This is a genomic window from Roseovarius sp., assembly GCF_030373445.1.
Classification (GTDB): domain Bacteria; phylum Pseudomonadota; class Alphaproteobacteria; order Rhodobacterales; family Rhodobacteraceae; genus Roseovarius.
The window spans coordinates 1-25582 of record NZ_JAUCYU010000002.1 but is presented as its reverse complement, the minus strand read 5'-3'; the positions used below and the strand labels follow the sequence as shown (position 1 = coordinate 25582).

The following is a 25582-nucleotide window of genomic DNA, read 5'->3' as shown; positions in this document are numbered from 1 at the left end:
GCCAAAGCTCTCCGGCCGATGCAACCGGGAAAAGCGCGCCATACGGGCTCCCCTCCCCCGAAAAGCGCGGCCAGCGCCCGTCCAAGCCCGTCCGCTCAGAAGGAAAGCCGCAGCCCGGTCCCGATGATGAACCCGTCGATGTCGTTGCCGGGCGTTCCGAATCCGGGGTCGCCCACGTCCTCGTCAAAACAGATGGCGGTGACCGATCCGAATACCTGCGCCTCGTCCGCCCATTTGACATAGGTCGGCGCCCGGAAGCTGGCGCCCTTGTGTTTCAGGTCGTAGGACACGCCGATCTGGTAGGTGTCGAGCCGTTCCTTGGGGCCGAAACCGATATGCTCGTTATCGGTATTCTGGCCATGGAAATGCGAAGCCGAGTACGTCCATGGTCCCAGCTCGTACTGCACGCCGATATCGTAGGCCACGCCGTCATTGCGCCCACGCGATGTGCCGCGGCTTTCGCCCCAGCTGCCGCCGATGGTGAAGCCGCCCTGTTCGATACTGATGCCGGCACCCCAAATCTGCGGGTCGGCCCGGGGGTCGAACCTGTTGTCGCCCGTCGCCCAGTGGCCCCCCAGGGTGATCTGGGTATCCCCGAAGACCCGCACGTAATTGAAGCCGATCCCGAAGATATCCTCGATATCGCGATAGGTCGGCGAGCCGGCAATGCTATCCGAGCTTTCCGGGATGTAACTCACCCCAAGCTGGAACCCGGCGAAACGCGGCGTGAAATAGCTGATCCCGGCGGAATGGTCCTCGCCCCCGAAGGTGGTCCGCGTCGTGCCCAGCGTGCCCCGGCGAACGTCGCCACCCGTCCGCACACCGCCGACCGAACCGGAGAACGGAATATAATTCGCCGTCGAACCCGAACTGATCGAGACGAAACTGACATCCGGTCCCGGAAAATCGCTGCCCGGCGTACGCGGCGTCAGGCTGTTGCCGGCAAGGTCATGATCGCCGATCAGGATCTCGCCGAAACTGCCCCGTATGAACAGAAAGGCCTCGTCGATCTCGCCATCCGCGTCGCCCGTGGTCGAGGCGGCGCCGTCAAGGTTGATATCGACCCCGATCTTGAGCCCGTTGTCGAGGGTCAGCGCCGGCCGGAAATGGATATCCGCGCCCAGCCCTGCATCGAATCCGTCATCGTCGGGAGCCCCGGTCACGTCGAAGGTGCTGAAGGACAGGTACTGCTCCATGTACCCGCCGACATGGATCTCCCATTCGGCCGCCGATGCGCTCCCCGTCACCAGCAACGCCATCGCCGATACGCTGGCCAGCGCCCTGGCGCGCGCCCCTTGCATGATTGCCATGTCCCCGTCTCCCCATGCTGACCAGCGCCTGCAACGCGCCGCACGCCCCAGGGTCGGGTCATTGGGAAAATATTTGACCCTACGTAAAGCAACCGGTCAACGTTTTTATGGCGCCCCGCGCAACCCGCACTCAGCGATCGGAAAGGTCGATGGACCAGCTCTGCTCGACCAGGTCCTGCCCGAAGGACCGGACGGGAACCGAGCTTTCGCAGGCAAACCCCCGCGCCCTGTAAAGGGCACAGGCCGCCCGGTGGCTCTCATGCGTCCAGAGTTTCAGCCGCCTGTACCCGCAGTCCTTGGCGAACCCCAGGCAGGTCTCCAGCAGCCGCCGGCCAAGCCCCGTGCCGCGCGCCTCCGGCTCCACCAGGAACAGCCGCAGCTTGGCCGTCTCCTCCTCGAGCCGCACGCAGAAGATGCAGCCCAGGCGTCGCCCGTCCTTCTCGGCCACCCAGCCCTGCTCACCGGCCGGATCGTGCGAGGCCACGAAATTCGCCACGATCTCGGCCACCAGTTTTCCGAAGGTGTCATCGAACCCCGCCTCCTGCGCGTAAAGCGCGCCGTGCCGGGCGACGATCCAGTCGGCGTCCCCGGGCGTGATCGGGCGGATGGCTATGGTATCCATGGAACAACCAAACCGTTTGCAGGCTTGTCTTTCAAGCCGGAAAGATATACCTGCAGAGCGCTTTTTCAGGAGGCCACCATGGGCATCAACACCGAACGCGACATCGAGGCGAACCTGCAGATCGGGCCGACCGACCAGGGCATGGTGCGCATCTACGTCGAGGCGGACGGCGTTGAAATCCCCATGGATTTCGAGCCCGACGAGGCCCGCGAGATTGCCGAGGAAATCATGGCCGCCGCCAAGGCCGCCGAGAAACGCGGCTCATGACAGCGGGTCGCGCAGCGCCTGAAGCCGTCGCGCCGCGTGGCGGGCAAAGCGCCGCGTGAGCGCCGTGCGCCGCGCCGCCGGCAGCTTGTCCTCCGGCGCCATGCGGATGATCTCTGCGTCATAGGCATCGGCCATGATCAGCCCCGTCTCCGGCGGCAGCAGGTCCGACGGGAACGCCTCGTCCACCGCCCAGAAATACCGGTCGCACCAGCCCAGGTAGCCTTCCCATTTGCCGTCCGACATGAAATCGGCGCGCGAGGATTTGCACTCGATCACCCAGATCTCGCCCTTCGGCCCCAGTGCCATCACGTCCACCCGGCGGCCCCGCTCCGGCGTGAACTCCTCGACACAGACGAAGTCATGGCTGGCCAGGTGACGGCACACACCGCGGGCCAGCAACTGGCCCGGCAGCATCGTGTCGGAGGGGTACAGCACCTGCGTCATGGCTCCAATTTATGAACAATACGTGAACATTGGCAACCCCTTCCTTCACGTGAACGTAAGGCACGCCTTTGGCCGCTTGATGTTTGCAGCAACCAACTCATACTTCCCGAGGGGTTCCGCCCTGATCCTGCCCAACCGAAAGCGCCAGACCATGTCCGAACCGAAATCCGAAACCGCCCGCAGCCGCGGTGTGCGCTATGCCCGCGAACTGGAAGGCCACGTGGACTGGCTCAACACCTTCTCCGGCACCGCGCTCGGCGTGCTGGCGGTGGCCTCGGGCATCTACACCTATCTGGGCGTCTCCTCCCTGCTCGACGACACCGGCGCCATGTCGGCCTTCGCTGCCATTGCCTACTCGGTGGCGGTCTCGGTCGGCATCTTCGTCTTCTGGTCCTACCTCCTGCGGCTCTTCCCGGCGGTCGATTCCCGGCAGGCGCGGATGGGGCTGCTGGGGGCCATGGGGCTCGGCTCGCTGGCCATCGTCGCCATGTCGAGCTGGCTCAACGCCGCAGCACTTGCCGGCTCGGCGGCAGTGGAGCAGCACCTCGCCAAGACCGTGCAGGATTACCAGACCAGCCTCGAACGCGCCCACGAGGTCGCCCTGACCGGCCAGGCGCTTGAACGCGACGTCGCTCGCGTGCGCCAGTCCTTCGAGGATCTCAGCGAACAGGAAGCCACCGGCAACCTCTCCGGCCTCGCCGGGCGCGGCGCCGTGTTCCGCGTGCTGCGGCAGAAGGCGGCGGAGCTCACCGCGCTTGAAACCCAGATCGCCCAGCAGACGCCGCTGGTCGACAACGCCTTTACCGAGGGCAACCAGATCCTCAGCCGCATGCGCGCGCTCACGGTCGAGCCGGGCCCGGTCGAGGCCCGCTCCATCGAGTTTTCCGAGCTTGCGGTCAGGCTTCAGGGCCTGATCACCCAGCTCCGGCAACTCACCGTTGCCCCCCTCGTGGCCCGCGCCGCGCAGGACCTCGCCGATTCCGTCGTCCTGCCCGAACTCGACGGCAGCACCGCCGAAAGCCGCGACAGCCAGTCCTCCACCATCACTTCCGTGCTCGAGGTGCTGGGCCAGCGCGCCGCCACCCTTGAAGGCGCGGCAGAGGAGGTGGCCAACCTGCCCGCCGCCCCGGAAGTGACCTACACGCCCATCTCCGCCGCCGACGCGGTGATCCTCTATGCCGGCAATTTCGTGCCCTCCTGGGCCGGGGCGATCGCCATCGACCTGCTGCCCGCCGTGCTGGTCCTGATCCTCGCCATCACCCAGTCCGCCATCCGCACCGGCCGCGACGGCACCACGGTCGAGGACACGCTGACCCTGGCCGAACTGCGCGCCGCCCTCGCCGCGGCCAGGGAAGTCGACGCCGCCATGGACCACCATGAAGAGCCTCCCACCCGCGATGCCGACGGCAACAAGATCAAGCGCATCACCGGCAGTTCGTCATGAGCAAAGAGCCGCCGCAAAAGCCGAAAGAGAAGAAGGCCAACGGCGTCGGCCGCATCCTGACCGGCATCCTGATTTTCCAGATCGGAATCGGCGCCATGCTCGTGCTCGGCGACGTGCAGCTTGGCCAGCTCACCCTTCCCGGCATGGGCCCCAACGCCCCGCGCCTGACCGAACCTGTCCGTCCCGGCGACCAGCGCCGCACCTACCGCCCCGAGCGTGACCGCCCGCCGACCCAGCCCGCCCGCGATCCCGGGCAATTGCCCGAGCGGCTGATGCTGACCCAGGTCGACGGGGCCACCTACCGGCTCGAAGGCGCCGTGGCCGACGGCGACGGTGCCCGCGTCAAGAAGCTCATCTCCGAGGCCACGCCCACGCCCGAAACCCTTATCCTGCAATCCCCCGGCGGCTCGGTGCAGGACGCGCTCGAGCTTGGCCGCCACCTGCGCGACCGGGGCATCGCGACACGGATGCTGGCAGGCGAATTCTGCCTCTCCGCCTGCCCCTACATCCTCGTGGGCGGCGCCGAGCGCGACATCGACGATGGCGCCCAGGTCGGCGTGCACCAGCATTACTTCGGCCAAAGCACGATCCTCCCCGCCTCCTTCGCGGTCGAGGACATCCAGGCCGGACAGGGCGAGGTCATGGTCTACCTGAACGACATGGGCATCGACCCGATGGTCATGACCCACGCGCTGGCCACCCCGCCCGACGAAATCTACGTGCTTCTGCCCGAGCAACTTCGCGAATACGGATTCGTGACGCAAGAAGACTGACAGACCCCTTGCTCCGGGCCCGGTCGCGGCTTACCTATGACTGGTGGCGGGTGCTGCCCTTCTCGTGAACGGTTGCATTCCGGTGGCCTTAAATAATTCCGAGGGAGCTGGCTCTGTCCGGGCCCTGGTCCGGTTACCCGGCGCCCACCTGTACATGCAGGTCCTCGGGAATGAGATAACCAAACGGTTGCGTGCGGGCCCGTCACACATTCCGCACATCGACGATACCGCCAAAGAAAATGCCGCGTCGGCAGACCCGCGCGGCATTACCTGTCACCAATGTCGAAAACGCTAGCGCTTTTCCCAGAACGCCCGGTTCCCCTGGTCGACCCGAACGGGGATTGTTGCGTATTCGCGGCGCATGTCGACCCGTTGACGCAGCCCGCCGCCGGGGCCGTCATCGTCGTCATCATCCTTCATCCGCATCACGGCAATCCCGAACTGCACGCCAGCAAAGATCACCCCGTTCGAAATCCACAACACGAATAGCGCGATCCAGCCCTTGTCGGACGTGCTGATCAGGTGCCAGAGATTTGCGATGTTGAACCAGAGCAGCATACCCACGAAAACCCCTGCAAGACCGAAGCCGATGGCGACATTCTTGATATAGAGGCGGATGAGCTTGGGCATGGTGTGCGACTCCTTTTCGAGGTGCGCCATTAAGTGTAGCACACCATGCCCCGTACTCAAGGAATTCCCCGGCCGCACCCCCGCGATTTCACGTCGCATGCGTATTTCTGCCACCACATTCCGCTCTGGCCATTGCATCGCCCCTGCGCTATCTGGCAGTCCTGCACCGCCCCCGGGGAGCCGAAATGTCCGAAACCCATGCCTTTGAAAAACCCGGGCCCGTCGAAGCCGGGCTGAAACGCGCGATTTCCTCGACCGAGGAGATCATCGCCGCCGCGCGCAAGGGAGAGATATTCATTCTCGTCGACCACGAGGACCGCGAGAACGAGGGTGACCTCGTCGTCGCGGCGGAATTCGCCACGCCCGAGGTGATCAACTTCATGGCCACCCATGGCCGCGGGCTGATCTGCCTGCCGATGACGGCCGAGCGGATTGACAGACTGGGCCTGCCGATGATGGCGGTCAACAACTCCTCGCGGCACGAAACCGCCTTCACCGTCTCGATCGAGGCGCGCGAGGGCGTCACCACCGGCATTTCCGCCGCCGATCGCGCCCACACCATCGCCACTGCGATCAACGACCAGAACACCTCGACCCATATCGCCACGCCCGGCCACGTCTTCCCGCTCCGCGCCCGCAACGGCGGCGTGCTGGTCCGCGCCGGGCATACCGAGGCGGCGGTCGATATCTCGCGGCTCGCCGGGCTGCACCCTTCCGGCGTGATCTGCGAGATCATGAAGGAAGACGGGACAATGGCGCGCCTCCCCGACCTCGTGGAATTCGCCGAAGCACATAACCTCAAGATCGGCACCATCTCCGACCTCATCGCCTACCGCCACAAGCATGACAACCTGATCCGCGAGGTGCGCCGCGACACCGTGACCTCGTCCCATGGCGGCGAATGGGAAATGCGCATCTTCGCCGACCAGATCACCGGGACCGAGCACGTGGTGCTCGTCAAGGGCAACATCGACGACGGCAAACCGGTGCTGGCCCGCGCACATGCGCTCAACGCGCTGGAAGACGTGCTCGGCATCGGTCTCTCGGCCGCCGAGGGCCGGCCCACCGGCAAGCTGCCCCGCGCGATGGACATCATCGCCGAGGAAGGTCGCGGCGCAGTTTTCCTGTTCCGCCAGCCCCGCCCGAAGCTCGCCGGCGAGATCGAGGAAGACGACGGCCCCCGCACCATCAAGCAGACCGGCCTCGGCGCCCAGATCATGTCGACCATGGGCCTGCACGAGCTGATCCTGCTGTCCGACAACCGCGACACCCGCTATCTCGGGCTCGACGCCTACGGCATCACCATCGTCGGCACCCAGCCCCTCAGCCAAGGAAAAACCTGATGGCCGGAACCGAATACACCCTGCCCCGCGCCACCTTCACCGACCCGGTGAAACTCCTGATCGTGGTGGCGCCCTTCTACCGCGACATCGCCGACATGATGATCGCCGGCGCCGTGGCCGAGATCGAGGCCAGCGGCGGCACGCACGAGATCGTCGAGGTGCCCGGCGCGCTGGAAATCCCCACCGCGATCGGCATGGCCGACCGGATGGCGAAATTCGACGGCTACGTCGCGCTCGGCTGCGTCATCCGGGGCGAGACCACACATTACGACACCGTCTGCAACGACAGCTCGCGCGGGATCACCCTGCTGGGCCTTCAGGGCACGCTGGTCGGCAACGGCATCCTCACGGTCGAGAACCGCGACCAGGCCGTCGCCCGCGCGGACCCGACCCAGATGAACAAGGGCGCCGGCGCCGCGGCGGCAGCCTTGCATCTGGTCGCGTTGGGCCGTAAGTGGGGCGGTCGGCGCAAGGGCGTGGGATTCCTGCCCGAGCCAGACACCACATCCTCCGATCACGACAAGGACGCCCCCAAGTCATGACCGACGACGTCAAAGCAGTTTCCGGCAACCAGAAGCGGCGCATGCGCTCGGCCGCGCGGCTTTATGCCGTGCAGGCCCTGTTCCAGATGGAACACTCCCAGCAGAGCGTCAATTCCGTGGTGCAGGAATTCCTCTCGCACCGGTTCGGCGCGGAACTCGACGAAGGCGTCGACATGGCCGACGGCGATATCGACCTCTTCCGCAAGCTGCTCGACGACGCAGTGACCTGGCAGGCGAAGATCGACCAGATGACCGACCGCGCCATTGTCGCCAAGTGGAAGATCGACCGCATCGACCCGACGCTTCGCGCCCTCTTCCGCGCGGCCGGGGCCGAGATGGTCAATTCCGACACCCCGCCCAAGGTGGTGATCATGGAATTCGTCGACATCGCCAAAAGCTTCTACCCGGAAGGGCGCGAGCCCAAGTTCGTCAACGCCGTGCTCGACCACATGGCGCGCGAGGCGAAGCCGGAAGCGTTCTAGCCCGCGCTCACGCCAGCGCGTCGTTGGCCACCCAGCGGAACAACACGAACACCCCGCCGATCAGGATCATCGGCAGCAGGATCAGGTTGAACAGCAGCACGGCCAGAAGCTTGATATAGCTCTGGATCAGCACATCCGCTTCCGACACGATCCGCGAGGCCATCGAGCTGTAGCGCGAAATCGCATCGCCCTGCTCGAACCAGCCCGAGAGCCAGCCCTCGTCCTCCGTCTCCGGTTGCGCGGTGTCGACGCCATCGATGATCTCGCTGACGATGCGCTGGTTCTCGGTCCATGTCCGCTCCGTCATCAGGTCGGCCAGCGATCCGGACAGCCAGTACGACAAGGGCAAGGCGACCGCGAAGAACGCCCCGTAAAGTAATAGCTTCCGACCGACCCGCATGCGCGTCACCAGCACCATGGCCAGCAGGCCAAACCCGCTCATCGCGAACCCGATGGCCCCGATCGGCCCCATGGCGACCGACAGCACGCCCGACACCATCATCATCGCGAAGACGACAGAGGCGATTCTCTCGATCGTGTCGTCGATCGGCTCCAGCGTCTTGAGCGGCTGCACCGAGGCCGACGCCCCCACCGACAGGCCCACCTCGGCCTCCTGCGCGGTCGACAGGAAAGCGTTGAGCGTGCGCAGCGAAACATAGGTCACGGCGCTCGCCGCCGCGACCCGGCTGGCATAGCTCTCCGCCCCGTTGGACAACGGGTTGAGCGGATAGAAGAACGCCAGCGCAAAGCAGAAAACCGCCGCCACCGGGGCAAGAAAGTACCGATGGCCGCCGGGTTTATCCATCCTTGCGGATCACCTCGTTCTTCGGATCGTAGGGGCTGTCGCAGGTCACAACGGCATCCCACAGCTTGTCCTGCATCTTGACCTTCAGCTTCGTGCCTTCCACCGCCTGCTCGGGCTTGACGTAGCCCATGCCGATCGACTTCCCGAAATGAACCGAATACCCGCCCGAGGTCAAGCGGCCCACGCGGGTGCCATCCTCGGTGTAAAGCACCTCGCGGCCCCACGGGTCTGCATCGTCCGGCCCGTCGATCAGGACGGTGCAGCACTTCACCCGCACGCCGGTTTCCACCAGCCTGTCCTTGCCGTGGAACTCCTTGTCGAGATCGACGAACCGCGGCAGATCGGCCTCCAGCGGCGTCGCATCCCGGCCAAGCTCGTTGCCGAAGGCACGATAGCTCTTCTCCTGCCGCAGCCAGTTCTGCGCCCGCGCGCCCACCAGCTTCATGCCGTGCTTCTCGCCCGCCTTCTCGAGCAGGTCGAACAGGTAATTCTGCATCTCGATCGGGTGGTGCAGCTCCCAGCCCAGCTCGCCGGTATAGGCCACGCGGATCGCGTTGACCGGGCACATGCCAAGCTCGATCGGCCGCGCCGAAAGCCACGGGAAGCGCTTGTTCGACAGCGCCGTTGCCGGGTCGGCATCCTTGATCACCTCGTTCAGCACGTCGCGCGACTTGGGCCCGGCAATGGCGAACACACCCCACTGGCTGGTCACGTCCTGCAGATCGATCCGGCCGAACTCGGCCTCCTTGTCCTCGATCGCCTTCTTCAGGTAATCGGCGTCATACTCCGTCCACGCCCCGGCGGAGACGAGGTAATACTTGTCCTCCTCCAGCCGCACGATGGTGTATTCGGTGCGCGTGGTCCCGTTGGCGGTCAGCGCATAGGTCAGGTTGATCCGCCCCACCTTGGGCAGCTTGTTGCAGGTGAACCAGTCGAGGAAGGCGGTCGCCCCCGCACCCTTGACGATATGCTTGCTGAAGGCAGACGCGTCGATCAGGCCCACGCCCTCGCGGATCGCCTTGGCCTCCTCGACCGCGTATTGCCACCACTCGCCGCGGCGGAAGCTGCGGGCATCGTGGTCGAAACTGTCAGGCGCATCCAGCGGCCCGAAATAGTTCGGCCGCTCCCAGCCGTTGACGAAGCCGAACTGCGCGCCCCGCGCCTTCTGCCGGTCATAGGCCGGCACCGTCCGCAGCGGGCGGCAGGCCGGGCGTTCCTCGTCGGGGTGGTGCAGGATGTAGACGTGGTCGTAGCATTCCTCGTTCTTGCGCGCCGCGAACTCCGTCGTCATCCAATTCGACGAATACCGCTTGGGGTCGAGCGAGGCCATGTCGATCTCGGCCTCGCCATCGACCATCATCTGCGCAAGGTAATACCCGGTGCCGCCAGCAGCGGTAATCCCGAAGCTGAACCCCTCGGCCAGCCACATGTTGCGCAGCCCCGGAGCCGGGCCCACCAGCGGGTTGCCGTCCGGCGTATAGCAGATCGGCCCGTTGAAATCGTCCTTCAGCCCGCATTCCTCGCTCGAGGGCATGCGGTGGATCATCGCCATGTACTGCTCTTCGATCCGCTCGAGGTCGAGCGGGAAGAGGTCCGCACGGAAGCTGTCAGGCACGCCGTACTCGAAGCAGGCCGGCGCGTTCTTCTCGTAGACGCCCAGGATCCAGCCGCCCCGCTCTTCCCGCACGTAAGATTGCGCGTCGGCGTCGCGGATCACCGGATGTTCGCCATTGCCCTCGGCCCGGTATTTCTGCAGCGCCGGGTCGGCATCGGTCACGATGAACTGGTGCTCGACCGGGATGGCCGGCATCTTGATCCCCAGCAGCATCGCGGTGCGCTGCGCGTGGTTGCCCGACGCGGTGACTACATGCTCGGCGCTGATCACCGTCTGCTCTTCGCCGGGCACGAGGTTGCCGCCCTTCTCGACCTTCTTGGTCAGCGTCACGTCCCAGTGGTCGCCCATCCACTCGAACTTGTCGGCCTGCCACTTGCGCTCGATCATCACGCCGCGCTGACGAGCGCCCTTGGCCATGGCCATGGTCACGTCGGCGGGGTTAATGTAGCCGTCGGTCTGGTGATAGATCGCGCCCGCCAGGTCCTCGGTGTTGATCAGCGGCCAGCGCGCCTTGATCTCGTCGGGGCTCAGGAACTCGTAGGACACGCCACAGGTCTCGGCGGTCGAGGCATATAGCATGTACTCGTCCATCCGCTCCTGAGTCTGCGCCATGCGCAAGTTGCCCACCACGGCGAACCCGGCATTCAGCCCGGTTTCCTCTTCCAGCGTCTTGTAGAAATCGACCGAGTACTTGTGGATATGCGTCGTGGCATAAGACATGTTGAAGAGCGGCAGCAGCCCGGCCGCGTGCCATGTCGAACCCGAGGTCAGCTCGTCGCGCTCGACCAGCATCACGTCGTCCCAGCCCGCCTTGGCCAGGTGATAGGCGATCGAGGTGCCGACGGCGCCGCCGCCGACGACCAGGGCTTTCACTTGCGTTTTCATGGGCTGCGACTCCTTCGTGCATGCGTTGGCGCATATGTACCATTCCTGCATGTCCACGGCGGTTTCAGCCGACATAAACAGGCTTAAAACCGACGCCGCCCGGGGCGGTCGAACCCCGGGCGGCCTGTGCATGTCACGAAAAGGCGTGGATCAGTCGCAGAAGGTGCCGCTCGACGCCCCAATGCAGGACCGGCCGCCGGACAGTTGCAGGCGGCTGATACCGCTCTCTGACGCATCCTGACCGAGCGCATCGCCGCCGTTCAGCCTCACCACCGTTGCCGCCGGCGCCTCGGGCTCGGGTTGGGGCTCGGACGCGACATTCGCCTCGGCCGGGGCGGCATCCATGGCAAGCTTTTCAGCGCCATAGCGCCGCTCCGCCGCCTGCGAGGCAATCTCCATCTCCTGCGCCTTGCTCAGCACCGGGGCCGCGCTGCCGACACCGGCAGCCGGCTCGTCGAGCATCAGGTTGAGGCTGTCGTATTCGATCAATTCCAGGAAAGCGCGCACCGTGTCGGCCTCGGCATTGGCGGCCACCCCGATCAGGATGTCCTCGCCGATGAAGGCTTCGAGCGCCAGCGCCGCGCCGCCCCGCACGTCTTCTCCGGTCACTTCGAAGAACGGCACCCCCTGCACGACGGCATAGGGAACGTAGGCCGGGCCGGTCGAGCCGTAGAACGACTCCGACACGAGGTGCCCCAGCGCGACGATCCCCCGTTCTTCGGAATCATTGCCGATGTAGCGGGCCGAAAGGCGCACCATCTCGTCGCCGCGCACGTAATCCCACGTATCGAATAACGCCACCTGCGCCGCCTTCTTGAGCTCCTTCCGGATGGCCATCTGCGTTGTCAGCGGCAGGCTTGCCAGCTTCTCGTCGGCGTCGGGGTTCGGGTCCTTCCACGCCCGCCGCTCCCATCCGTCGGGGGCCTCCGGCAAATGGATATGCGCCTCCTTCGACTGCCGGCGCGCGGTGTCGATGGCGCTGACGGTCTCGCCGAAACGCGCGTTGTAGGAGCCGACATAGGTCGCAAAGGCGTATTCGCCGGGATACGAACCATTGGCCTTGGCCTGCACGAAGTAATCCGCGCCCACGGCGAAACTGGCGGCCACGCAGACGAACCCGATGGCGTAGGGATTGAACATTGAAAAGCTCCGCTAAAAGTCCGGTCAGCGATGTGATCGCACCGGAATCAGGCGGAAATCGGGATCGGGGGCGGCGATTGGGTGGCGCGGGCCTAGCGCCCCACGGCCACCCCCTCCCGCCGCGGGTCGGCCCCGCCCAGCAATCCGCCCTCCTGAAGCGAGATCGCGTGCAGCCCAGAGGTCAGCAATTGCCGGTTCACCTCGAACCCCATCCCCGCCAGCGCCGCGACCAGTTCGTCGTTCACCAGCCCGCCTTCCACGTCATAGGTGCCGAACCGGTTCACAAGGTGCGGCAGCGCCACTGCCTGCTGTACGTCCATGCCCCAGTCGAGATGGGCGATGATCGTCTTGGCGACATAGCCGATGATCCGACTGCCCCCGGGCGAGCCCACGATCAGCACCGGCTTGCCATCCTTCAGCACGATGGTCGGCGCCATCGACGAGCGCGGCCGCTTGCCGGGCTCCACCCGGTTGGCGACGGGCCGCCCGTCCTCGTGGCTGGTGAACGAGAAATCCGTCAGCTCGTTGTTCAGCAAAAAGCCCCGCACCATCAGGCGAGAGCCAAAGCCGTTCTCGATCGTCGTCGTCATCGAAAGCGCGTTGCCGTAGCCGTCGACGATGGAGATATGCGAGGTCGAAGGAAACTCGATCGACGCATCGTCGGCCCAGTTCAGCGCATGGTCATACTCCGGCGCGCCCGGCGCAACCTCCTCCAGCGCCGTCTCACCCTTCAACAACTCCGCCCGCGTCTCCAGATATCCCGGCTCGACCAGCCCCTCGACGGGCACCGGCACGTAATCGGTATCGGCCATGTACCGCCCCCGGTCGGCAAAGGCGAGCCGGCTGGCATCGCCGATCAGCCGCCACGCCTCCGCGCTCTCCGCCCCCATCCCGGCCACGTCGAACGGCGCCAGCAGCCCCAGGATCTGCCCCACCGTCAGCGCCCCTGACGAGGGCGGCCCCATCCCGCAGACCTCGTAACCGCGATAGGGCGCACAGACCGGCGCGCGCTCTTTCACGCTGTAGATGGCAAGGTCGATCTCCTCCATCACGCCCGGGTTCCCGGGCGCCCCCTGGACCGTCTTCACGATGTCCTTCGCAATATCCCCCGTGTAGAACGGCGCCGGCCCCTCGCTGGCCAGCGTGCGCAGCGTTTCGGCATAGTCCGGGTTTTTCAGCACCTGCCCCACTTCCGGCAGCTTGCCCTCGGGAAAGAAATACGCCCGCGTCGGCGCGAACCGCGTCAGGCGGATCGCGTCCCCCGCCACCATGGTCGACAGTCGCGGCGACACCGCGAATCCCTCGTCCGCCAGCCGGATCGCCTCGTCGAAGAGCTCCGGCCACTCGGACCGGCCCCACGCCTCGTGCGCAGCCTTCAAAAGCGCGGGCGTTCCCGGCACACCCACCGACCGGCCGCCCACCACGGCATCGTAGAAATCGACCGGTTCGCCCGCCTCGTTTTGGAACAGCCGCGGCGTCGCCGCCAGCGGCGCGGTCTCGCGGCCATCGAGCGTGGTCACCTCGCCGCTCTCGCCATCGTACCAGACAAGGAACGCCCCGCCCCCAAGCCCCGAGCTTTGCGGCTCCACCAGCCCCAGCACCGCCTGCACGGCCACCATCGCGTCGGCCGCCGTGCCGCCCTGCTCCAGCACCCTGGCCCCGGCCTCGACCGCCAGCGGGTTGGCGGCGGCGACCATCCAGTTTGTCGCCTCGACCGGCCGCCCGGCCGCCTTCGCCTCGAGCGCGTGCCGGGTCTGCTCCGATACGGCGACCTCGCCCGCCCCGGCGGCTTCCGGCTCGACGGCATCGGCGGCCTGCTGGGCCGCAAGGGCCACCGGCAAAAGACAAAGGGACAGGCAGAGGATGAAACGGCGCATGACGGCCTCCTGGGGCAAGGGGAGTTGCCCGAACTCTGTCGCAACACGGGGCCATAGGCAACCGGTTGAGCCTGCCCCGCAATCCATGCACTAATGCCGCGCAAAGCCACGCAACATCCAAGGAAGCGCCTCATGTCACGCAGCGTCATCATCGAACAGGCCGGCGGCCCCGAGCAACTGAAACTGACCGAAGCGCAGGTGGGCGACCCCGGCCCGGGCGAAATCCGCATCCGCCACAAGGCCTGTGGCCTCAATTACATCGACATCTACCAGCGCACCGGGCTCTACCCCCTGCCCCTGCCCCACGCGCTGGGGATGGAAGCCGCCGGCATCGTCGAGGCGGTGGGCGAAGGCGTCACCCACCTCAAGGAAGGCGACCGCGCCGCCTATGCCGCCGTGCCCCCCGGCGCCTATGCCGACGCCCGCGTTATGCCCGCCGCCCAGGTCTGTCCCCTGCCCGACGGCATTTCCTTCGAGGAGGCCGCCTCGATCATGCTGCAGGGCATGACCGTGGAATACCTCTTCCACCGCACATGGCCGCTGGAGAAAGGTCAGACCGTGCTCTTCCACGCCGCTGCCGGCGGCGTCGGCCTGCTCGCCTGCCAATGGGCCCGCTCGGAAGGGATCGAGCTGATCGGCACCGCCGGAACGGATGCGAAATGCAAGCTCGCGCTGGACATGGGCGCCAGCCACTGCATCAACTACCGCGAGACGGATTTCGCCCCCGAGGTGAAGAAGATCACCGGCGACAAGGGCGTCGACATCGTGATGGACGGCGTCGGCAAGGACACGTTCGACGCCTCGCTCGACTGCCTCAAGCCGCTGGGCATGATGATCTCCTTCGGCAACGCCTCCGGCCCGGTCGAGCCGGTCAGCCTGCTGACCCTCGCCTCCAAGGGCTCGCTCAAGATGACACGCACCACGCTCTTCACCTTCCTCGCCGATCACGATCGCTGCCAAGCGATGGCGAAACACCTGTTCGAGAAGGTCGAAAGCGGCGACGTGAAGACGAATATCGGCCAGCGCTACAAGCTCGAGGACATCGCCGAGGCCCACCGCGCGCTCGAAGCCCGCGAAACCACCGGCTCCACCGTCATCACCCTCTGAGCAAAGGAAGAACGGCGCCCTTGCGGCGCCGTTCCCCCGTCAAAGCATCGATGGAACCACCTGGTCGGGCGGGCGGTGGCCGTCATCGAAGGTCTTGATGTTCAACAGCACCTTCTCGCCCATCTCCATCCGCCCCTCGTTCGTGGCCGATCCCATATGCGGCAGCAGCACCACGTTCTTCAGCTCCCGCAGGCGCGGGTTGATCTCGGTGCCATGCTCGAACACGTCCAGCCCGGCGCCGGCAATCTCCCCCGCCCGCAGCATCCTTGTCAGCGCGTTCTCGTCGATCACCTCGCCCCGCGAGGTGTTCACGATCACCGCGTCGGGCTTCATCAGCTTCAGGCGCCGTGCGTTCATCAGGTGAAAGGTCGAGGGCGTGTGCGGGCAGTTGATCGACATCACGTCCATCCGCGCCACCATCTGGTCGAGGCTTTCCCAGTAGCGCGCGCCCAGCTCCTCCTCCGTCTCCTCCCGAAGGCGGTGACGGTTGTGGTAATGGATCTGCATCCCGAAGGCCGCGGCCCGGCGGGCCACTGCCTGCCCGATCCTGCCCATCCCGAGGATCCCCAGCCGCCGACCGGCCACGCGCCCGCCCAGAAGCGCCGTGGGCGACCAGCCATGCCATTCGCCCGACTGCATGGTGGCCAGCCCCTCCGGAATACGGCGGAGCACGGCCAGGATCAGCGCCATGGTCATGTCGGCGGTGTCATCGGTCAGCACGCCGGGCGTGTTCGATACCAGGATCCCGCGCTGGCGGGCCGTGTGCACGTCGATATGGTCGACACCGGCGCCGTAATTGGCGATCAGCTTCAGCTTCTCGCCGGCTTGCGCGATCAGCCCCGCATCGATCCGGTCGGTGATCGTCGGCACCAGCACGTCGGCCGTCGCGACCGCCTCGGCCAGTTCCTCGCGCGTCATCCGCGTGTCGCTTTCGCGCAGGCGCACGTCGAAGAGCTCCTGCATCCGGCGCTCGACCGGCTCGGGCAGGCGTCGCGTAACGACAACACTCAGACGGGCAGATGGCATGAAGCTCCTCCTTTGACTTCCAATGACCGCGCGATGATGCCAGACTGGCGCAGGAAACAGCGGGGCACAAGAACCCCATTGGCATTGAAGAGCAGGAATTCGAACATGTCGCTGAAATCGGCGTTTCCGGGGGTGGCCCCGGCCATTTTTGCCTGTGTCATCTCCGCATTGGCCACCGCCGCGCCTGCCCGGGCGCAGGAACGCGGCCCCGTCACCAACCTTCCCCTTCCCCGCTATGTCTCGATGAAGGCAGCCGAGGCGAACGTGCGCCGCGGCCCCAGCCTCACGCACCGCATCGACTGGGTCTTCAAGCACGAGGACATCCCGCTCGAGATCACCGCGGAACACGGCCACTGGCGCCGCGTCCGCGACCGCGACGGCGCCGGCGGCTGGGTGCACTACTCGCTCCTCTCCGGCGTGCGCACGGCAATTGCCGAGACGGACATGCTCGAACTCCGCGCCCAGCCCGATCCGGCGTCGCTCGTCATTGCCCGGCTCGAAATCGGCGTGATCGCGCGCATCGAAACCTGCTCCGCCACATGGTGCCGCCTCGAGGTGGCGGGCTACGAGGGCTGGACCCCGAAGGGCACGATCTGGGGCGTCGCGGCGGACGAAATCCTCGAGTGACACGCCCCGATCACACGCACGCGGCAAAAGGCGACAATTTCTGCCAATCCGGGCTTGAACAGCCGCACCGACCGGAGTAATACGCGCGTCACCGTTGGGGTGTAGCCAAGTGGTAAGGCAGCGGTTTTTGGTACCGTGTACCGTAGGTTCGAATCCTACCACCCCAGCCATAGCTTCTTGTGACGTTCGCCGAAGATTGGAACCTATCCGGTTCTACTTGGGATCTTGCCCGGGCAAGATTGGCATCTGCTGACATTCCGAACGTCTCACCGTCCAGAATCCCTCCGAACTAACAGGCATTTGCCCCGGTGTGATCTCGTCCCTAGACTGAGGTCTGACGAACACGGAGGGCACAGATATGGCCAACTGGTATTCGGCCGACCTGCACTTCGGCCACCACCGCATCATCGACTTCTGCAAGCGCCCCTTCGCCTCAATCGCGGAGATGAACGCGGCCCTGATCGCCAACTTCCAGGCCTGCGTCGCGTATGATGATGACCTCTGGATTTTGGGTGATTTCGCCTTCGGTCGCGCTGATCATACTGCACAGTTCGAGAGCTGGTTTCACAGCCTCCCCGGCCGCAAGCATCTGATCATTGGCAACCACGACAATGAAGCCGTCATCTCGCTGCCCTGGGCCAGCACAGAGTACATGGCCGAGATCCAGGACGGCGAACATAGATTCGTTCTCTGCCACTATCCGATGATCACTTGGAACGGCGCACGCAGAGGCGCCCTACAGCTGTTCGGGCACGTCCACGATCAGTGGGCAGGCTCTAGGAACAGCGTGAACGTGGGCGTAGATCAGTGGGAGTTTCGTCCGGTGAGCGCTGCGGATATCACGAAACGGGCGTCAAGATTGCCCATTAACAAGCATTGGAAGGACGTAGAGCACGGAAACGAACTCAGCTAGTAAAGTGGCTTAGAGATAGTCAAGGATACCACACCTAAGTAAAGTTTCTTTGAAGAATGGACGCAGCGGCGGCGCTCAACGTTGGCCCTTCGAACGTTTCAAGTAGACGACCAGCGAAATGCTTGTTGTACCAAGCGACTTTATCTTCGCGATGCTTGGCATATTTCGGCGAAGACATCATGCCCCAGTGCTCCCAAAACCACTTCTCACCGTTCCATGTGATCGTGAAATCAGGGAGATACATTGTGCCATCGGGCGCAACCAACGGCATCTCGTAGTCAAACGGAACATCCCGCTCATGGAGAAGATTAGAAATAACGAGCTCTGATTTTGAGCGAACCATGTCACCGCTCAGGGAATGGTGAATTTTCCCCTCTTCGTACCAGTCTCTCCTCTGCACAAGCGCGTCCGGAATAGCATGGAAATAGCCGTCAAACAGCGAGGAATTAATAAGGCCGGTCTGAGTGTTTTCAGGCCTTCTAGCGGACAACAGTGTTGATACGTCGCCTTGAACGAGAAGGGTGCAATGCTTCGTTGCGCGGGTTAGGGCCGTGTAAATAAGCTCCGATGAAAGAGAATGGCCTTTCGCCCTGGGGATCAGTACGTAGGTATGGCTAAACTCACTACCTTGCGCCTTGTGAACGGAGATTGCATAGGCGAGCTCAAGATTGCTTTCGACACTTTCCGATCCGCCGTTCCCGAGTTCACGTCCATAGCCGACCCCCAAATGGTCCTTTCGGGCAAACTTCACCTGAAAGCGTTTCATGCGATATCGGTTCTTTTTCGTGTCGTATCCATGCTTTTGCACGAATCCGATTTCACCGTTGAAGATTTCGGCGCGCTCCGACTTTCTGGTGTTGAAGTTATAAGACCATATAGGGTTCGATTTTGGGCGATTTCTGTACTGAATAACTTTGTCAAACAGCGTAATGCCATCAATAGCTCCAAAGCGCGCCATGATGCCTCGCGCAATGCGATTTTGCATCGCGTCGTTCAGGGCAGTTACGCCATGAGCTTCACCGCGATGCGGTGTCAGTACCTGGTACTTCTCCGGTTGCCAGTCGAACGCCTTGCGCCAGAGTTCATAGGGCTTTTCCTGATCGAGGGTCTGTGCTGTATGTTCGGACATCTCGGCCTCAATCGCATTGATCAGCTGCGATGGCAGGTTTTCCGGCTCGTCCCAGTAGATTACCCGCAGATCAGCGTCGACCGTGCCACCCTTATGAACGGCTGAAAGCAAACTCTCCGCCTCCGCGGAGGTTGCCTCGCCGTCATCCCGGGCTGATCCGCCGACAAAAAGGTTTGCAAGCCCAAGGATTGCAGTGCCGTTCCCTTCGACCGTATTTCCCATCCGTCGCAGGTTTTGATCCAGACGTGCAACACTTCCGTTAGCCTTCGCATCCATCCAGATTATTGTGTCGGCAAATACCCGACCGCGACCAATCGGCGGAAGCTGATTGGGGTCGCCGACCAGGATTAGGCGTTTGACCTGCCGCCAGTCGATCGATCTCACCAGACTTGCCATCAAGCTAAGGTCGAGCATAGACGCTTCATCGATAATGAGCGTACCCGCTCCGGCCTTCTTTCCGCCGTATCGTCTGAAGGTCAGGTTGTCGTTCAGCCATCCGCCCTTTGCCAGGAATGAGTGAACGGTGGATGTTTCGATGCGCTCAATTCCGCGTTGGTGCAACTGGGCGCGAACACGATCAGAAGCTTTCCCTGTCGGGGCCATTACCGTGATTGGAGCGCCGTCACCCTCTGTTTGGCGAACGGCACGGATAAGGGCGCAGATCACCGTCGTTTTTCCTGTGCCAGCAGCACCAGTTACAACGGCCAGCGGTCGACGGAAGATTGCATCACATGCTGCAGCCTGCGCTGTGACCGCATACTGGTATTGCTCTCGCGCTTTCGCCAGCAAGGGGCTCTTCTTGTCAAGAATCTCGTCTTTCCAGTCCTGCTCCGAGAATGGGCGCTGTAGTTGAATGTCGGCTCGGCCTGCCAGTCTTGTGAGAGCGTCTTCGATTTCACGCTCATCATCATAGACATCGTTCAGATAGAGCCAGAGGCGGTTGTCTTCGCTCCGAAGAATTAACGCCTCTTCCATTGTCGTCTTGTCTACTTCGAAGTACCGAAGCGTGAAATGGGCCGATTTCCAATCGGGAAGCTTTTGTAGACACGCGTTTACTTCTGAAAGAATGGTTTCTGCTGCGCGGAACGTCTGGTTCGGTTCGCGCTTCAGTTGCTCTATGCAAAGTGAACGCAGACGACGTGCGTCGTCAAACTCCATATCGGCAAGCGGTTCGCCACCGAGTTCCGGTGATGGCAAAACTCCGCGATCAATTGTGCCCCAAGAGATCGTGTCATCTGGGCTTTCGCCGACATAGCGTTCACTCAACAGGTAAGGGTTGTCGAACGGCGCGCGGCATTCTTCCGGCAGATCATGCGTCTCCCTAAGCCTTTCATCCTCGCTGACAATCCGCTCGATCTGTTCGATGCTCAAGTCCAGGCGCGGCAATACGTCTCGGAGCAATATTCTTGCGTCGTCGGGCTTGAGCTTCCACTGCCGTCCCAGCTTCTGAAGCGGCTTACCAATCAGACCGTATTGTGCGACTTCTGCGTCATCATCAATTGCGCCGAAGAACAGGCTGTGAGCCTCCTTCGATTTCCCGGAAGCCATTAGGGTTCGGGCGTAGTCTGTGGCTTGATCGGCTGAAAGAAAACGCATGACGTTAAGCAGGCCGGGGTATAGGCCGCGCTTGGTCCAGAGCTCCGCTATGCAGCCCAGTACCCACTTCTCTCGCTCGACCCAGTTTTCACTTTCATCTCCGATTTCCCGCAGCTCGCGGATCGCGCCGAGAAACTGCTCCAGAAGACCAATTGCGTCATCATCGGAGAGCAGGCGTGCACCATATTTGCAGGTGCGCGGGTTCTCCGGGTAAACTACGAACCTATTTAGTGTTTCAGGGTCATCCCTGTATCTATGATAGGGAAGGCGCAGACCTTCATCAGGATATAAAGATGAAACATTGCGCGCCCAGATCATCCCACCGGCAAACCGTTCGGCAATGGTTTCCGAAACGTTGTCATAGGTAAGTCGATCAGAAACTGTTTTGACGCGGGACACACCGACTAGGACGTATCTCGGACTTTCCTCTTCAGTGAACGGGTTGGAATAGTTAGCATAGTAAAAGATCAGGCTACTGCCACCGTCGATACTCTTGAAGAATTCTTCAGCATTGGCGGACCGCCGGTCATTATCAAGCGTCCCGTTCTCGTAAACGTCCTCACTATACATCGCCTCATATGGCCAGACGCACGTCGTCGAGGCTGGAATGTCCCACTCAGTTCGACTTGCACCGTCATAGAAGAAGTCGGGTGGGTTCGAATACCCTCGAACCGCCTCCGAACCGAAGGCGTTGATGCTATATACGCAGGGCGGTAGCTCCGAGCTTTTGAGCGTCGAGAGATGCTTACCGGCATTGGCCAATTCAGTCTCTAGCTGACGTTCGCGCGCGATCACGTCACCAGGATAGGACTGGCAACCCACGCAGTAGCTGTTTAGCTCCGGTTGATCACATATCCGTCCATCCCATCCCCCGTCATGCCACGCAATTCGTGCCGTCAAATGAACCGTCATTTTGTCTCTACCGCCTGCGTGCCTATTAAGTGTGTTTCAGCATTTCATCGACCGAGGTCGCGTGGATGTATTTTGCCGGATTATCGACATCAGCGAGAACGGCGAAATGGCGTTTTCCACAGGCGATCTTCGCGCCTTCTTTATGGCGCAGATCGTCCCACCAGCCGCTGCCCTTGGTCTCAACCACGAAATACAGCTTCTCTTGCCCTTCATCCTCGACCAGCACTGCCCAGTCGGGATTATACGTGCCGAGGGGGGTGGGGACTTTGAACCAGCCGGGAAGCTTCGCGTAGACCTTGATGGCCTCGTTGGTTTCCAGTTCTTCGGCAAAACGCTTCTCGATACCGGCGGAGTCGTAGACGACGTGCTCGTACACTGACTTCTGCGTTTCGAGCGTGTTCTTGAGGTAGCCGGTCAGCTCCTCCTGCTTGAACAGCTCCTGCGCATAGTAGTGATCCTCGCCGACGCGCTGGTACTTGATGCCGTCCACCAGTGCGAGCCGCTTGGTGCGGGTGATTGCCTCTGCTGCCAGGTCGATGAATTCCTGCGGGTTTTTTTTGAAATCGTTGAGACGACGGCTTTCCGTCAGGATTTTCACGATGCTCTGGCGGGTGAGCTGCGTCTTGTCCTGCAGATCGGTCAGCAGGTCAGGCAGTTGGATGTCGCTCTCGTTGATCGCCGTGAAGCCGGACTTGGAGGTTTCCGTTGCTGCAATGCCGCCTTTGCCGATGGCGATGTCGGCGACGCGAAATTGTGCGCGGGTCTTGGTGATGGCAGGCCCGTCGGTGATTGCGCGCGCGCAATTTTCGATCAGCTTGGCATTGTCGAATTCGACCCGATAGGTCGTCTTGTGCTTGATCCGGTCCCACAGGGCCTTGAATTCGGCGCTTTCCAGGACTGCCTCGCGGGTACGGATAAGCACGCGATCATCCGCGTTCTTCACATCAAGTTTGCCCGCCAGCTTGCGTAGGATCATCTTGATGCCCTCGGCCTGGTCCTTGAACTCGTCCGGCAGCACCAGAGTGTTCTCTTTCAGCGCCGTACGCAGGGTATCCATGACCTTGCCTTTGCCGTCGAGAAACTCCTTATCCTTGAGGAATTTCCAGACCTCTTCGGACTTGTCCACGCCGAGCGGGGTGGTCGTACCGTCTTTCGCGGTCACCGTAAGGTTGGCGAACTGGTGCTTCTCAACGATGCCGAAACGAATGCCGGTATCTTTCTCGATTTCCTTCTGCAGGTTCTCGGCAAACTGCTCGTAGCTCTCGGTGGCGATGACCGTCAGTGTATTGATGTCGAAGCCGCGCAGCCGCTGCCCGTCTTGTTTCACACAAAGGCGCAGCCCGCGCCCGATGGTCTGGCGACGCTCGCGTTCCGTACCGATGTCACGCAGCGCGCAAATCTGGAAGACGTTGGGGTTGTCCCAGCCTTCCTTCAGGGCCGAGTGGGAGAATATGAACTTCAGCTTCGACTCGAAGCTAAGAAGCTTCTCCTTCTCTTTCATGATCAGGTTGTACGCGCGCTCGGCATTGTCGCGGTTTGCCGCATTGTCAGCCACCTCGCCGCTGGCACGTCTCGTCGGTTCGTAAAACTTCTTGTTTTTATCGATAGAAAAGTAGCCGTTGTGGACTTCATCGGCTTCCACATCCAGGTCGATCTTTTCGAACAGCGTCTGGTAGGCCGGAAGGCGGGCCAGCTTGCGGTATTCCTCTTCGAACATCAGGGCATATTTGCCCTTCACCGGATTCCCGTTTTCATCGTACTGGCGGTAGAATTCCACGCTGTCGATGAAGAACAGGCTCAACACCTTCACGTCGCGGTTTTGCGACGCAAAGCGCATCTCCTTGTCCAGATGTTCCTTGATCGTGCGGCGGATCATCAGGCGTTTCAGATCATCAGGATTGACCCCGCCGACCTCGTCACTAGGGCGCAGCAGAGCTTCTCCACCGGGCATGCTCAATTCGACGGACTCGTTGTCCTTGCCGCAGGTGATCGTTCCGATCCGGAAATTCTCATAGAGCGCGCGACCGGTTTCCTGCTCCAGATCGTCACCGTCCTCGACGGTGAATACTTCTCGCTTGACCTTGCCGCCGCGCAGGACATCGGCCTCGATCTTGGCGCTGATCGATCCGCGCACGTTCTGCGTTGAAATCAGCTTCACATACGCCTTATTGTTGCCGCCTTCGACTTCCAGCGAGGCAACCTCGATCTGCTTGACCAGCTCACGTTCGTAGGCATCGACTGCGTCCAGGCGATAGACCATGTGGTGCTTGTCCACATGGGTGGCGGAGTAACGCAGGGTGCAAAGCGGGTTCATCGCATCAAGGGCTTCCTTGCCCTTGCCGCTAAGGCCACCGTCGACGCTTTGCGGCTCATCGACAATGATTATGGGGTGGGTGGCGCGTACGAGGTCGATGGGCTTCTCACCCCCCGTCTTCTCGCTCTCCTTGTAGAGATTGTTCACGTCCTTCTTGTTGATCGCCCCGACCGTGACCACCATGATCTGGATGTTAGGACTAGTCGCGAAGTTGCGGACGGTGCCGGGCTTGGACGAGTCATACTGAAAATACTCATAACCCTTTGCCATCGGGTAAAGATTTTCGAAGTGCTCACGGGTGATCTGAAGGGTCTTGTATGTACCCTCTTTAATCGCCACGGAGGGCACGACAATCACGAATTTGGTGAAGCCGTAGCGTTTGTTCAGCTCGAAGATCGTACGCAGGTAGACATAAGTCTTGCCCGTGCCGGTCTCCATCTCGACCGTAAAGTCGCCGCTGGTCAGATCGTCGGAAGGGCGAAGGCCGTTGCGGAGCTGGACATCCCGCATGTTTTCCAGAACTTCATCGTCCAGCAGCTCAAGCTTGTTGCCAATGCCAAGTCCGCTCTCGGTCAGTCCGAGCGTCATTTGTCGATCTGACGTGACGGTGAACTCGGTCCGGTTTACCTCTTGCCCCTTGAATAGGTCGACAACCGATTCGATCGCGGCCTGTTGGTAGTCCAGATCGTTTTCAAAATGCAGTTTCATATGCGCCCCCGATCTTACAGGCTGCGCACATGAGCGATGCCGTTCTGTTCCAGAATGGCGGTCATATTCGTCTTGGCAATATCATCGGCAAAGGCGCTGTCCCGGAACACAACCTGTGTGTCAGCTTCAGGCGCAAGCGCCTTGTGCCAGTCGGTGATGCCCTGACCGAGCGTTTCGATGTCATCCTTGGCAATGGTCTCGTCAAGACAGGCGAAGAGAACACCGAAGCCGATGCTGAATACCGTTTTGCCAGCGATGGCCTTCTCTTCGATAGGAACGGACAGATCGACACCGCGCTTGAGCAAAAGCTCGTACAGAACGTCTTGTTCGCTCCGTCCCTGGACCAAATGCTCAGCATGGTCGAGCAAGGTCTTTTCGAGATCGCTCGCATCCGGGTTCCAGGCCCTAATATTGCTGCTGTCGAGTTTAAATACTTTGAATCCGAGGTCTCCATCGAAATCAGGTTTGCTCAGATTGATCGCATTCTTGGTCAATCTCAGCCGCTCCTTTCCGATCTCACAGATGTTCGTTGGCACGCCTTTTCGAGTGAGGTATGCTATCGCATTCTTGCAAGCTTTCTTGGCGGTTCCTGAAGCTGATTTCTCCATAGAGTGAAGATCCTCAGGTAATTGAACAAGTATCGATCGGCAGGCACTATCTTGCTCCATATTCAGAAATGCGACAGCGTGCATTGTACTAGATGATCCAGAAAAGAAATCTAACACAATATCATCTCCGCTTATCCCAAACGCCAAGAATAGTTCTTTTAGCAGCTCTTCATCTTTCGGGTTCGTGAAGACGGCCTCTCCGAAAAGTGAACGCAGTCTTTTTGAGGCGGCGCGTCCGTCTCTGAATCTGAGGCTAGTTAGGCTCTTAAACTCGGTGTTTTTCAGATAGGTCTTTAGGCAAGGGACGGTTGTCTCGTCAGGGCCAAAGTGAACTCCGTTGTTCTCAATCAAAGATAGAAGATTTTCCTTTGGACAGAACCAACCACGGCTGGGCCGCTTCACGTTTTTCTGAACTGGCCCCATTTTCGACCGGACACCTGGGCCTGAACCAGGAGGCTTAGGC

General features: G+C 62.2%; 20 protein-coding genes, 1 tRNA gene and 1 pseudogene. 10 read left to right on the top strand and 12 right to left on the bottom strand.

Going from position 1 to position 25582, the window contains the following annotated elements; translation table 11 throughout:
* Positions 1–95: 95 nt before the first annotated feature.
* Entirely contained in the window at positions 96–1310 is a 1215-nt protein-coding gene (locus QUV18_RS03575) for a porin (RefSeq protein WP_300892062.1), read from the bottom strand.
* Between the two features lie 130 nt (positions 1311–1440).
* A complete protein-coding gene (locus QUV18_RS03570; protein WP_300892061.1) occupies positions 1441–1932 on the bottom strand; it encodes a GNAT family N-acetyltransferase in 492 nt (163 codons plus the stop codon).
* A gap of 78 nt (positions 1933–2010) precedes the next feature.
* On the opposite strand from QUV18_RS03570, the gene QUV18_RS03565 reads away from it, so the two are divergent.
* Positions 2011–2199: a DUF6324 family protein gene (locus tag QUV18_RS03565; RefSeq protein WP_300892060.1), complete on the top strand. Its 189-nt coding sequence runs from the start codon at positions 2011–2013 to the stop codon at positions 2197–2199.
* On the opposite strand, the gene QUV18_RS03560 is transcribed toward QUV18_RS03565, so the two are convergent.
* Positions 2194–2643 carry an MmcB family DNA repair protein gene (locus QUV18_RS03560; RefSeq protein ID WP_300892059.1) on the bottom strand — a complete coding sequence of 150 codons (450 nt, stop codon included), beginning with the start codon at positions 2641–2643 and terminating at the stop codon, positions 2194–2196. The genes QUV18_RS03565 and QUV18_RS03560 overlap by 6 nt on opposite strands.
* Positions 2644–2794: 151 nt before the next feature.
* On the opposite strand from QUV18_RS03560, the gene QUV18_RS03555 reads away from it, so the two are divergent.
* A complete protein-coding gene (locus QUV18_RS03555) occupies positions 2795–4087 on the top strand; it encodes a hypothetical protein (RefSeq protein ID WP_300892058.1) in 1293 nt (430 codons plus the stop codon).
* A complete protein-coding gene (locus tag QUV18_RS03550) occupies positions 4084–4860 on the top strand; it encodes a hypothetical protein (protein ID WP_300892057.1) in 777 nt (258 codons plus the stop codon). Before QUV18_RS03555 ends, QUV18_RS03550 begins: the two co-directional genes overlap by 4 nt.
* 291 nt (positions 4861–5151) lie before the next feature.
* Here QUV18_RS03550 and QUV18_RS03545 read toward each other — a convergent pair whose 3' ends face one another.
* Complete coding sequence (locus QUV18_RS03545) at positions 5152–5490, bottom strand: hypothetical protein (RefSeq protein ID WP_300892056.1); 339 nt, start codon at positions 5488–5490, stop codon at positions 5152–5154.
* A 185-nt stretch (positions 5491–5675) separates the two neighbouring features.
* Here QUV18_RS03545 and ribB point away from each other — a divergent pair, with 185 nt between their 5' ends.
* The 3 genes from ribB to nusB are packed head-to-tail and all read left to right on the top strand — an operon-like array spanning position 5676 to position 7857.
* Entirely contained in the window at positions 5676–6833 is a 1158-nt protein-coding gene (gene ribB, locus QUV18_RS03540; protein WP_300892055.1) for a 3,4-dihydroxy-2-butanone-4-phosphate synthase, read from the top strand.
* Positions 6833–7375 carry a 6,7-dimethyl-8-ribityllumazine synthase gene (locus tag QUV18_RS03535; RefSeq protein WP_300892054.1) on the top strand — a complete coding sequence of 181 codons (543 nt, stop codon included), beginning with the start codon at positions 6833–6835 and terminating at the stop codon, positions 7373–7375. The genes ribB and QUV18_RS03535 overlap by 1 nt, the downstream gene beginning before the upstream one ends.
* Positions 7372–7857, top strand: coding sequence for a transcription antitermination factor NusB (nusB, locus tag QUV18_RS03530; RefSeq protein ID WP_300892053.1), 486 nt, complete (start codon positions 7372–7374; stop codon positions 7855–7857). The genes QUV18_RS03535 and nusB overlap by 4 nt, the downstream gene beginning before the upstream one ends.
* Positions 7858–7864: 7 nt before the next feature.
* On the opposite strand, the gene QUV18_RS03525 is transcribed toward nusB, so the two are convergent.
* The 4 genes from QUV18_RS03525 to ggt form a co-directional block, all read right to left on the bottom strand.
* A complete protein-coding gene (locus QUV18_RS03525; RefSeq protein ID WP_300892052.1) occupies positions 7865–8662 on the bottom strand; it encodes a hypothetical protein in 798 nt (265 codons plus the stop codon).
* Positions 8655–11162: an FAD-dependent oxidoreductase gene (locus QUV18_RS03520; RefSeq protein ID WP_300892051.1), complete on the bottom strand. Its 2508-nt coding sequence runs from the start codon at positions 11160–11162 to the stop codon at positions 8655–8657. The genes QUV18_RS03525 and QUV18_RS03520 overlap by 8 nt, the downstream gene beginning before the upstream one ends.
* Positions 11163–11312: 150 nt before the next feature.
* Complete coding sequence (locus QUV18_RS03515; RefSeq protein ID WP_300892050.1) at positions 11313–12302, bottom strand: hypothetical protein; 990 nt, start codon at positions 12300–12302, stop codon at positions 11313–11315.
* 92 nt (positions 12303–12394) lie between these two features.
* On the bottom strand, positions 12395–14179 hold the full coding sequence (gene ggt / locus QUV18_RS03510; RefSeq protein ID WP_300892049.1) for a gamma-glutamyltransferase: 1785 nt from the start codon (positions 14177–14179) through the stop codon (positions 12395–12397).
* A 132-nt stretch (positions 14180–14311) separates the two neighbouring features.
* On the opposite strand from ggt, the gene QUV18_RS03505 reads away from it, so the two are divergent.
* Positions 14312–15286 (top strand): quinone oxidoreductase, encoded by a 975-nt coding sequence (locus QUV18_RS03505; RefSeq protein ID WP_300892048.1) that lies wholly within the window; start codon positions 14312–14314, stop codon positions 15284–15286.
* Between the two features lie 39 nt (positions 15287–15325).
* On the opposite strand, the gene QUV18_RS03500 is transcribed toward QUV18_RS03505, so the two are convergent.
* On the bottom strand, positions 15326–16312 hold the full coding sequence (locus QUV18_RS03500; protein WP_300892047.1) for a D-glycerate dehydrogenase: 987 nt from the start codon (positions 16310–16312) through the stop codon (positions 15326–15328).
* Between the two features lie 105 nt (positions 16313–16417).
* On the opposite strand from QUV18_RS03500, the gene QUV18_RS03495 reads away from it, so the two are divergent.
* From QUV18_RS03495 to QUV18_RS03485, 3 genes are all read left to right on the top strand, one after another.
* Positions 16418–16939 (top strand): SH3 domain-containing protein, encoded by a 522-nt coding sequence (locus QUV18_RS03495; RefSeq protein ID WP_300892046.1) that lies wholly within the window; start codon positions 16418–16420, stop codon positions 16937–16939.
* 95 nt (positions 16940–17034) lie between these two features.
* A tRNA-Gln gene (locus tag QUV18_RS03490) sits at positions 17035–17109 on the top strand.
* A gap of 188 nt (positions 17110–17297) precedes the next feature.
* Entirely contained in the window at positions 17298–17852 is a 555-nt protein-coding gene (locus QUV18_RS03485; RefSeq protein ID WP_300892045.1) for a metallophosphoesterase, read from the top strand.
* A 34-nt stretch (positions 17853–17886) separates the two neighbouring features.
* Here QUV18_RS03485 and QUV18_RS03480 read toward each other — a convergent pair whose 3' ends face one another.
* The 3 genes and pseudogenes from QUV18_RS03480 to QUV18_RS03470 all read right to left on the bottom strand — a co-directional run.
* Positions 17887–21372, bottom strand: coding sequence for an AAA family ATPase (locus QUV18_RS03480; protein WP_300892044.1), 3486 nt, complete (start codon positions 21370–21372; stop codon positions 17887–17889).
* A 142-nt stretch (positions 21373–21514) separates the two neighbouring features.
* Complete coding sequence (locus tag QUV18_RS03475; RefSeq protein WP_300892043.1) at positions 21515–24511, bottom strand: DEAD/DEAH box helicase family protein; 2997 nt, start codon at positions 24509–24511, stop codon at positions 21515–21517.
* A 14-nt stretch (positions 24512–24525) separates the two neighbouring features.
* Positions 24526–25582, bottom strand: a pseudogene (locus tag QUV18_RS03470) (site-specific DNA-methyltransferase); the annotation flags it as partial.

Excerpts from the sequence above, each read along its gene's own strand:
- QUV18_RS03520 (WP_300892051.1), bottom strand. The coding sequence starts at position 11,162 with ATGAAAACGCAAGTGAAAGCCCTGGTCGTCGGCGGCGGCGCCGTCGGC.
- QUV18_RS03500 (WP_300892047.1), bottom strand. The coding sequence starts at position 16,312 with ATGCCATCTGCCCGTCTGAGTGTTGTCGTTACGCGACGCCTGCCCGAG.
- QUV18_RS03565 (WP_300892060.1), top strand. The coding sequence starts at position 2,011 with ATGGGCATCAACACCGAACGCGACATCGAGGCGAACCTGCAGATCGGG.
- ggt (WP_300892049.1), bottom strand. The coding sequence starts at position 14,179 with ATGCGCCGTTTCATCCTCTGCCTGTCCCTTTGTCTTTTGCCGGTGGCC.
- QUV18_RS03475 (WP_300892043.1), bottom strand. The coding sequence starts at position 24,511 with ATGAAACTGCATTTTGAAAACGATCTGGACTACCAACAGGCCGCGATC.
- QUV18_RS03575 (WP_300892062.1), bottom strand. The coding sequence starts at position 1,310 with ATGGCAATCATGCAAGGGGCGCGCGCCAGGGCGCTGGCCAGCGTATCG.
- QUV18_RS03515 (WP_300892050.1), bottom strand. The coding sequence starts at position 12,302 with ATGTTCAATCCCTACGCCATCGGGTTCGTCTGCGTGGCCGCCAGTTTC.
- QUV18_RS03560 (WP_300892059.1), bottom strand. The coding sequence starts at position 2,643 with ATGACGCAGGTGCTGTACCCCTCCGACACGATGCTGCCGGGCCAGTTG.
- QUV18_RS03550 (WP_300892057.1), top strand. The coding sequence starts at position 4,084 with ATGAGCAAAGAGCCGCCGCAAAAGCCGAAAGAGAAGAAGGCCAACGGC.
- QUV18_RS03525 (WP_300892052.1), bottom strand. The coding sequence starts at position 8,662 with ATGGATAAACCCGGCGGCCATCGGTACTTTCTTGCCCCGGTGGCGGCG.
- QUV18_RS03545 (WP_300892056.1), bottom strand. The coding sequence starts at position 5,490 with ATGCCCAAGCTCATCCGCCTCTATATCAAGAATGTCGCCATCGGCTTC.
- QUV18_RS03485 (WP_300892045.1), top strand. The coding sequence starts at position 17,298 with ATGGCCAACTGGTATTCGGCCGACCTGCACTTCGGCCACCACCGCATC.
- ribB (WP_300892055.1), top strand. The coding sequence starts at position 5,676 with ATGTCCGAAACCCATGCCTTTGAAAAACCCGGGCCCGTCGAAGCCGGG.
- QUV18_RS03555 (WP_300892058.1), top strand. The coding sequence starts at position 2,795 with ATGTCCGAACCGAAATCCGAAACCGCCCGCAGCCGCGGTGTGCGCTAT.
- QUV18_RS03495 (WP_300892046.1), top strand. The coding sequence starts at position 16,418 with ATGTCGCTGAAATCGGCGTTTCCGGGGGTGGCCCCGGCCATTTTTGCC.
- nusB (WP_300892053.1), top strand. The coding sequence starts at position 7,372 with ATGACCGACGACGTCAAAGCAGTTTCCGGCAACCAGAAGCGGCGCATG.
- QUV18_RS03570 (WP_300892061.1), bottom strand. The coding sequence starts at position 1,932 with ATGGATACCATAGCCATCCGCCCGATCACGCCCGGGGACGCCGACTGG.
- QUV18_RS03505 (WP_300892048.1), top strand. The coding sequence starts at position 14,312 with ATGTCACGCAGCGTCATCATCGAACAGGCCGGCGGCCCCGAGCAACTG.
- QUV18_RS03535 (WP_300892054.1), top strand. The coding sequence starts at position 6,833 with ATGGCCGGAACCGAATACACCCTGCCCCGCGCCACCTTCACCGACCCG.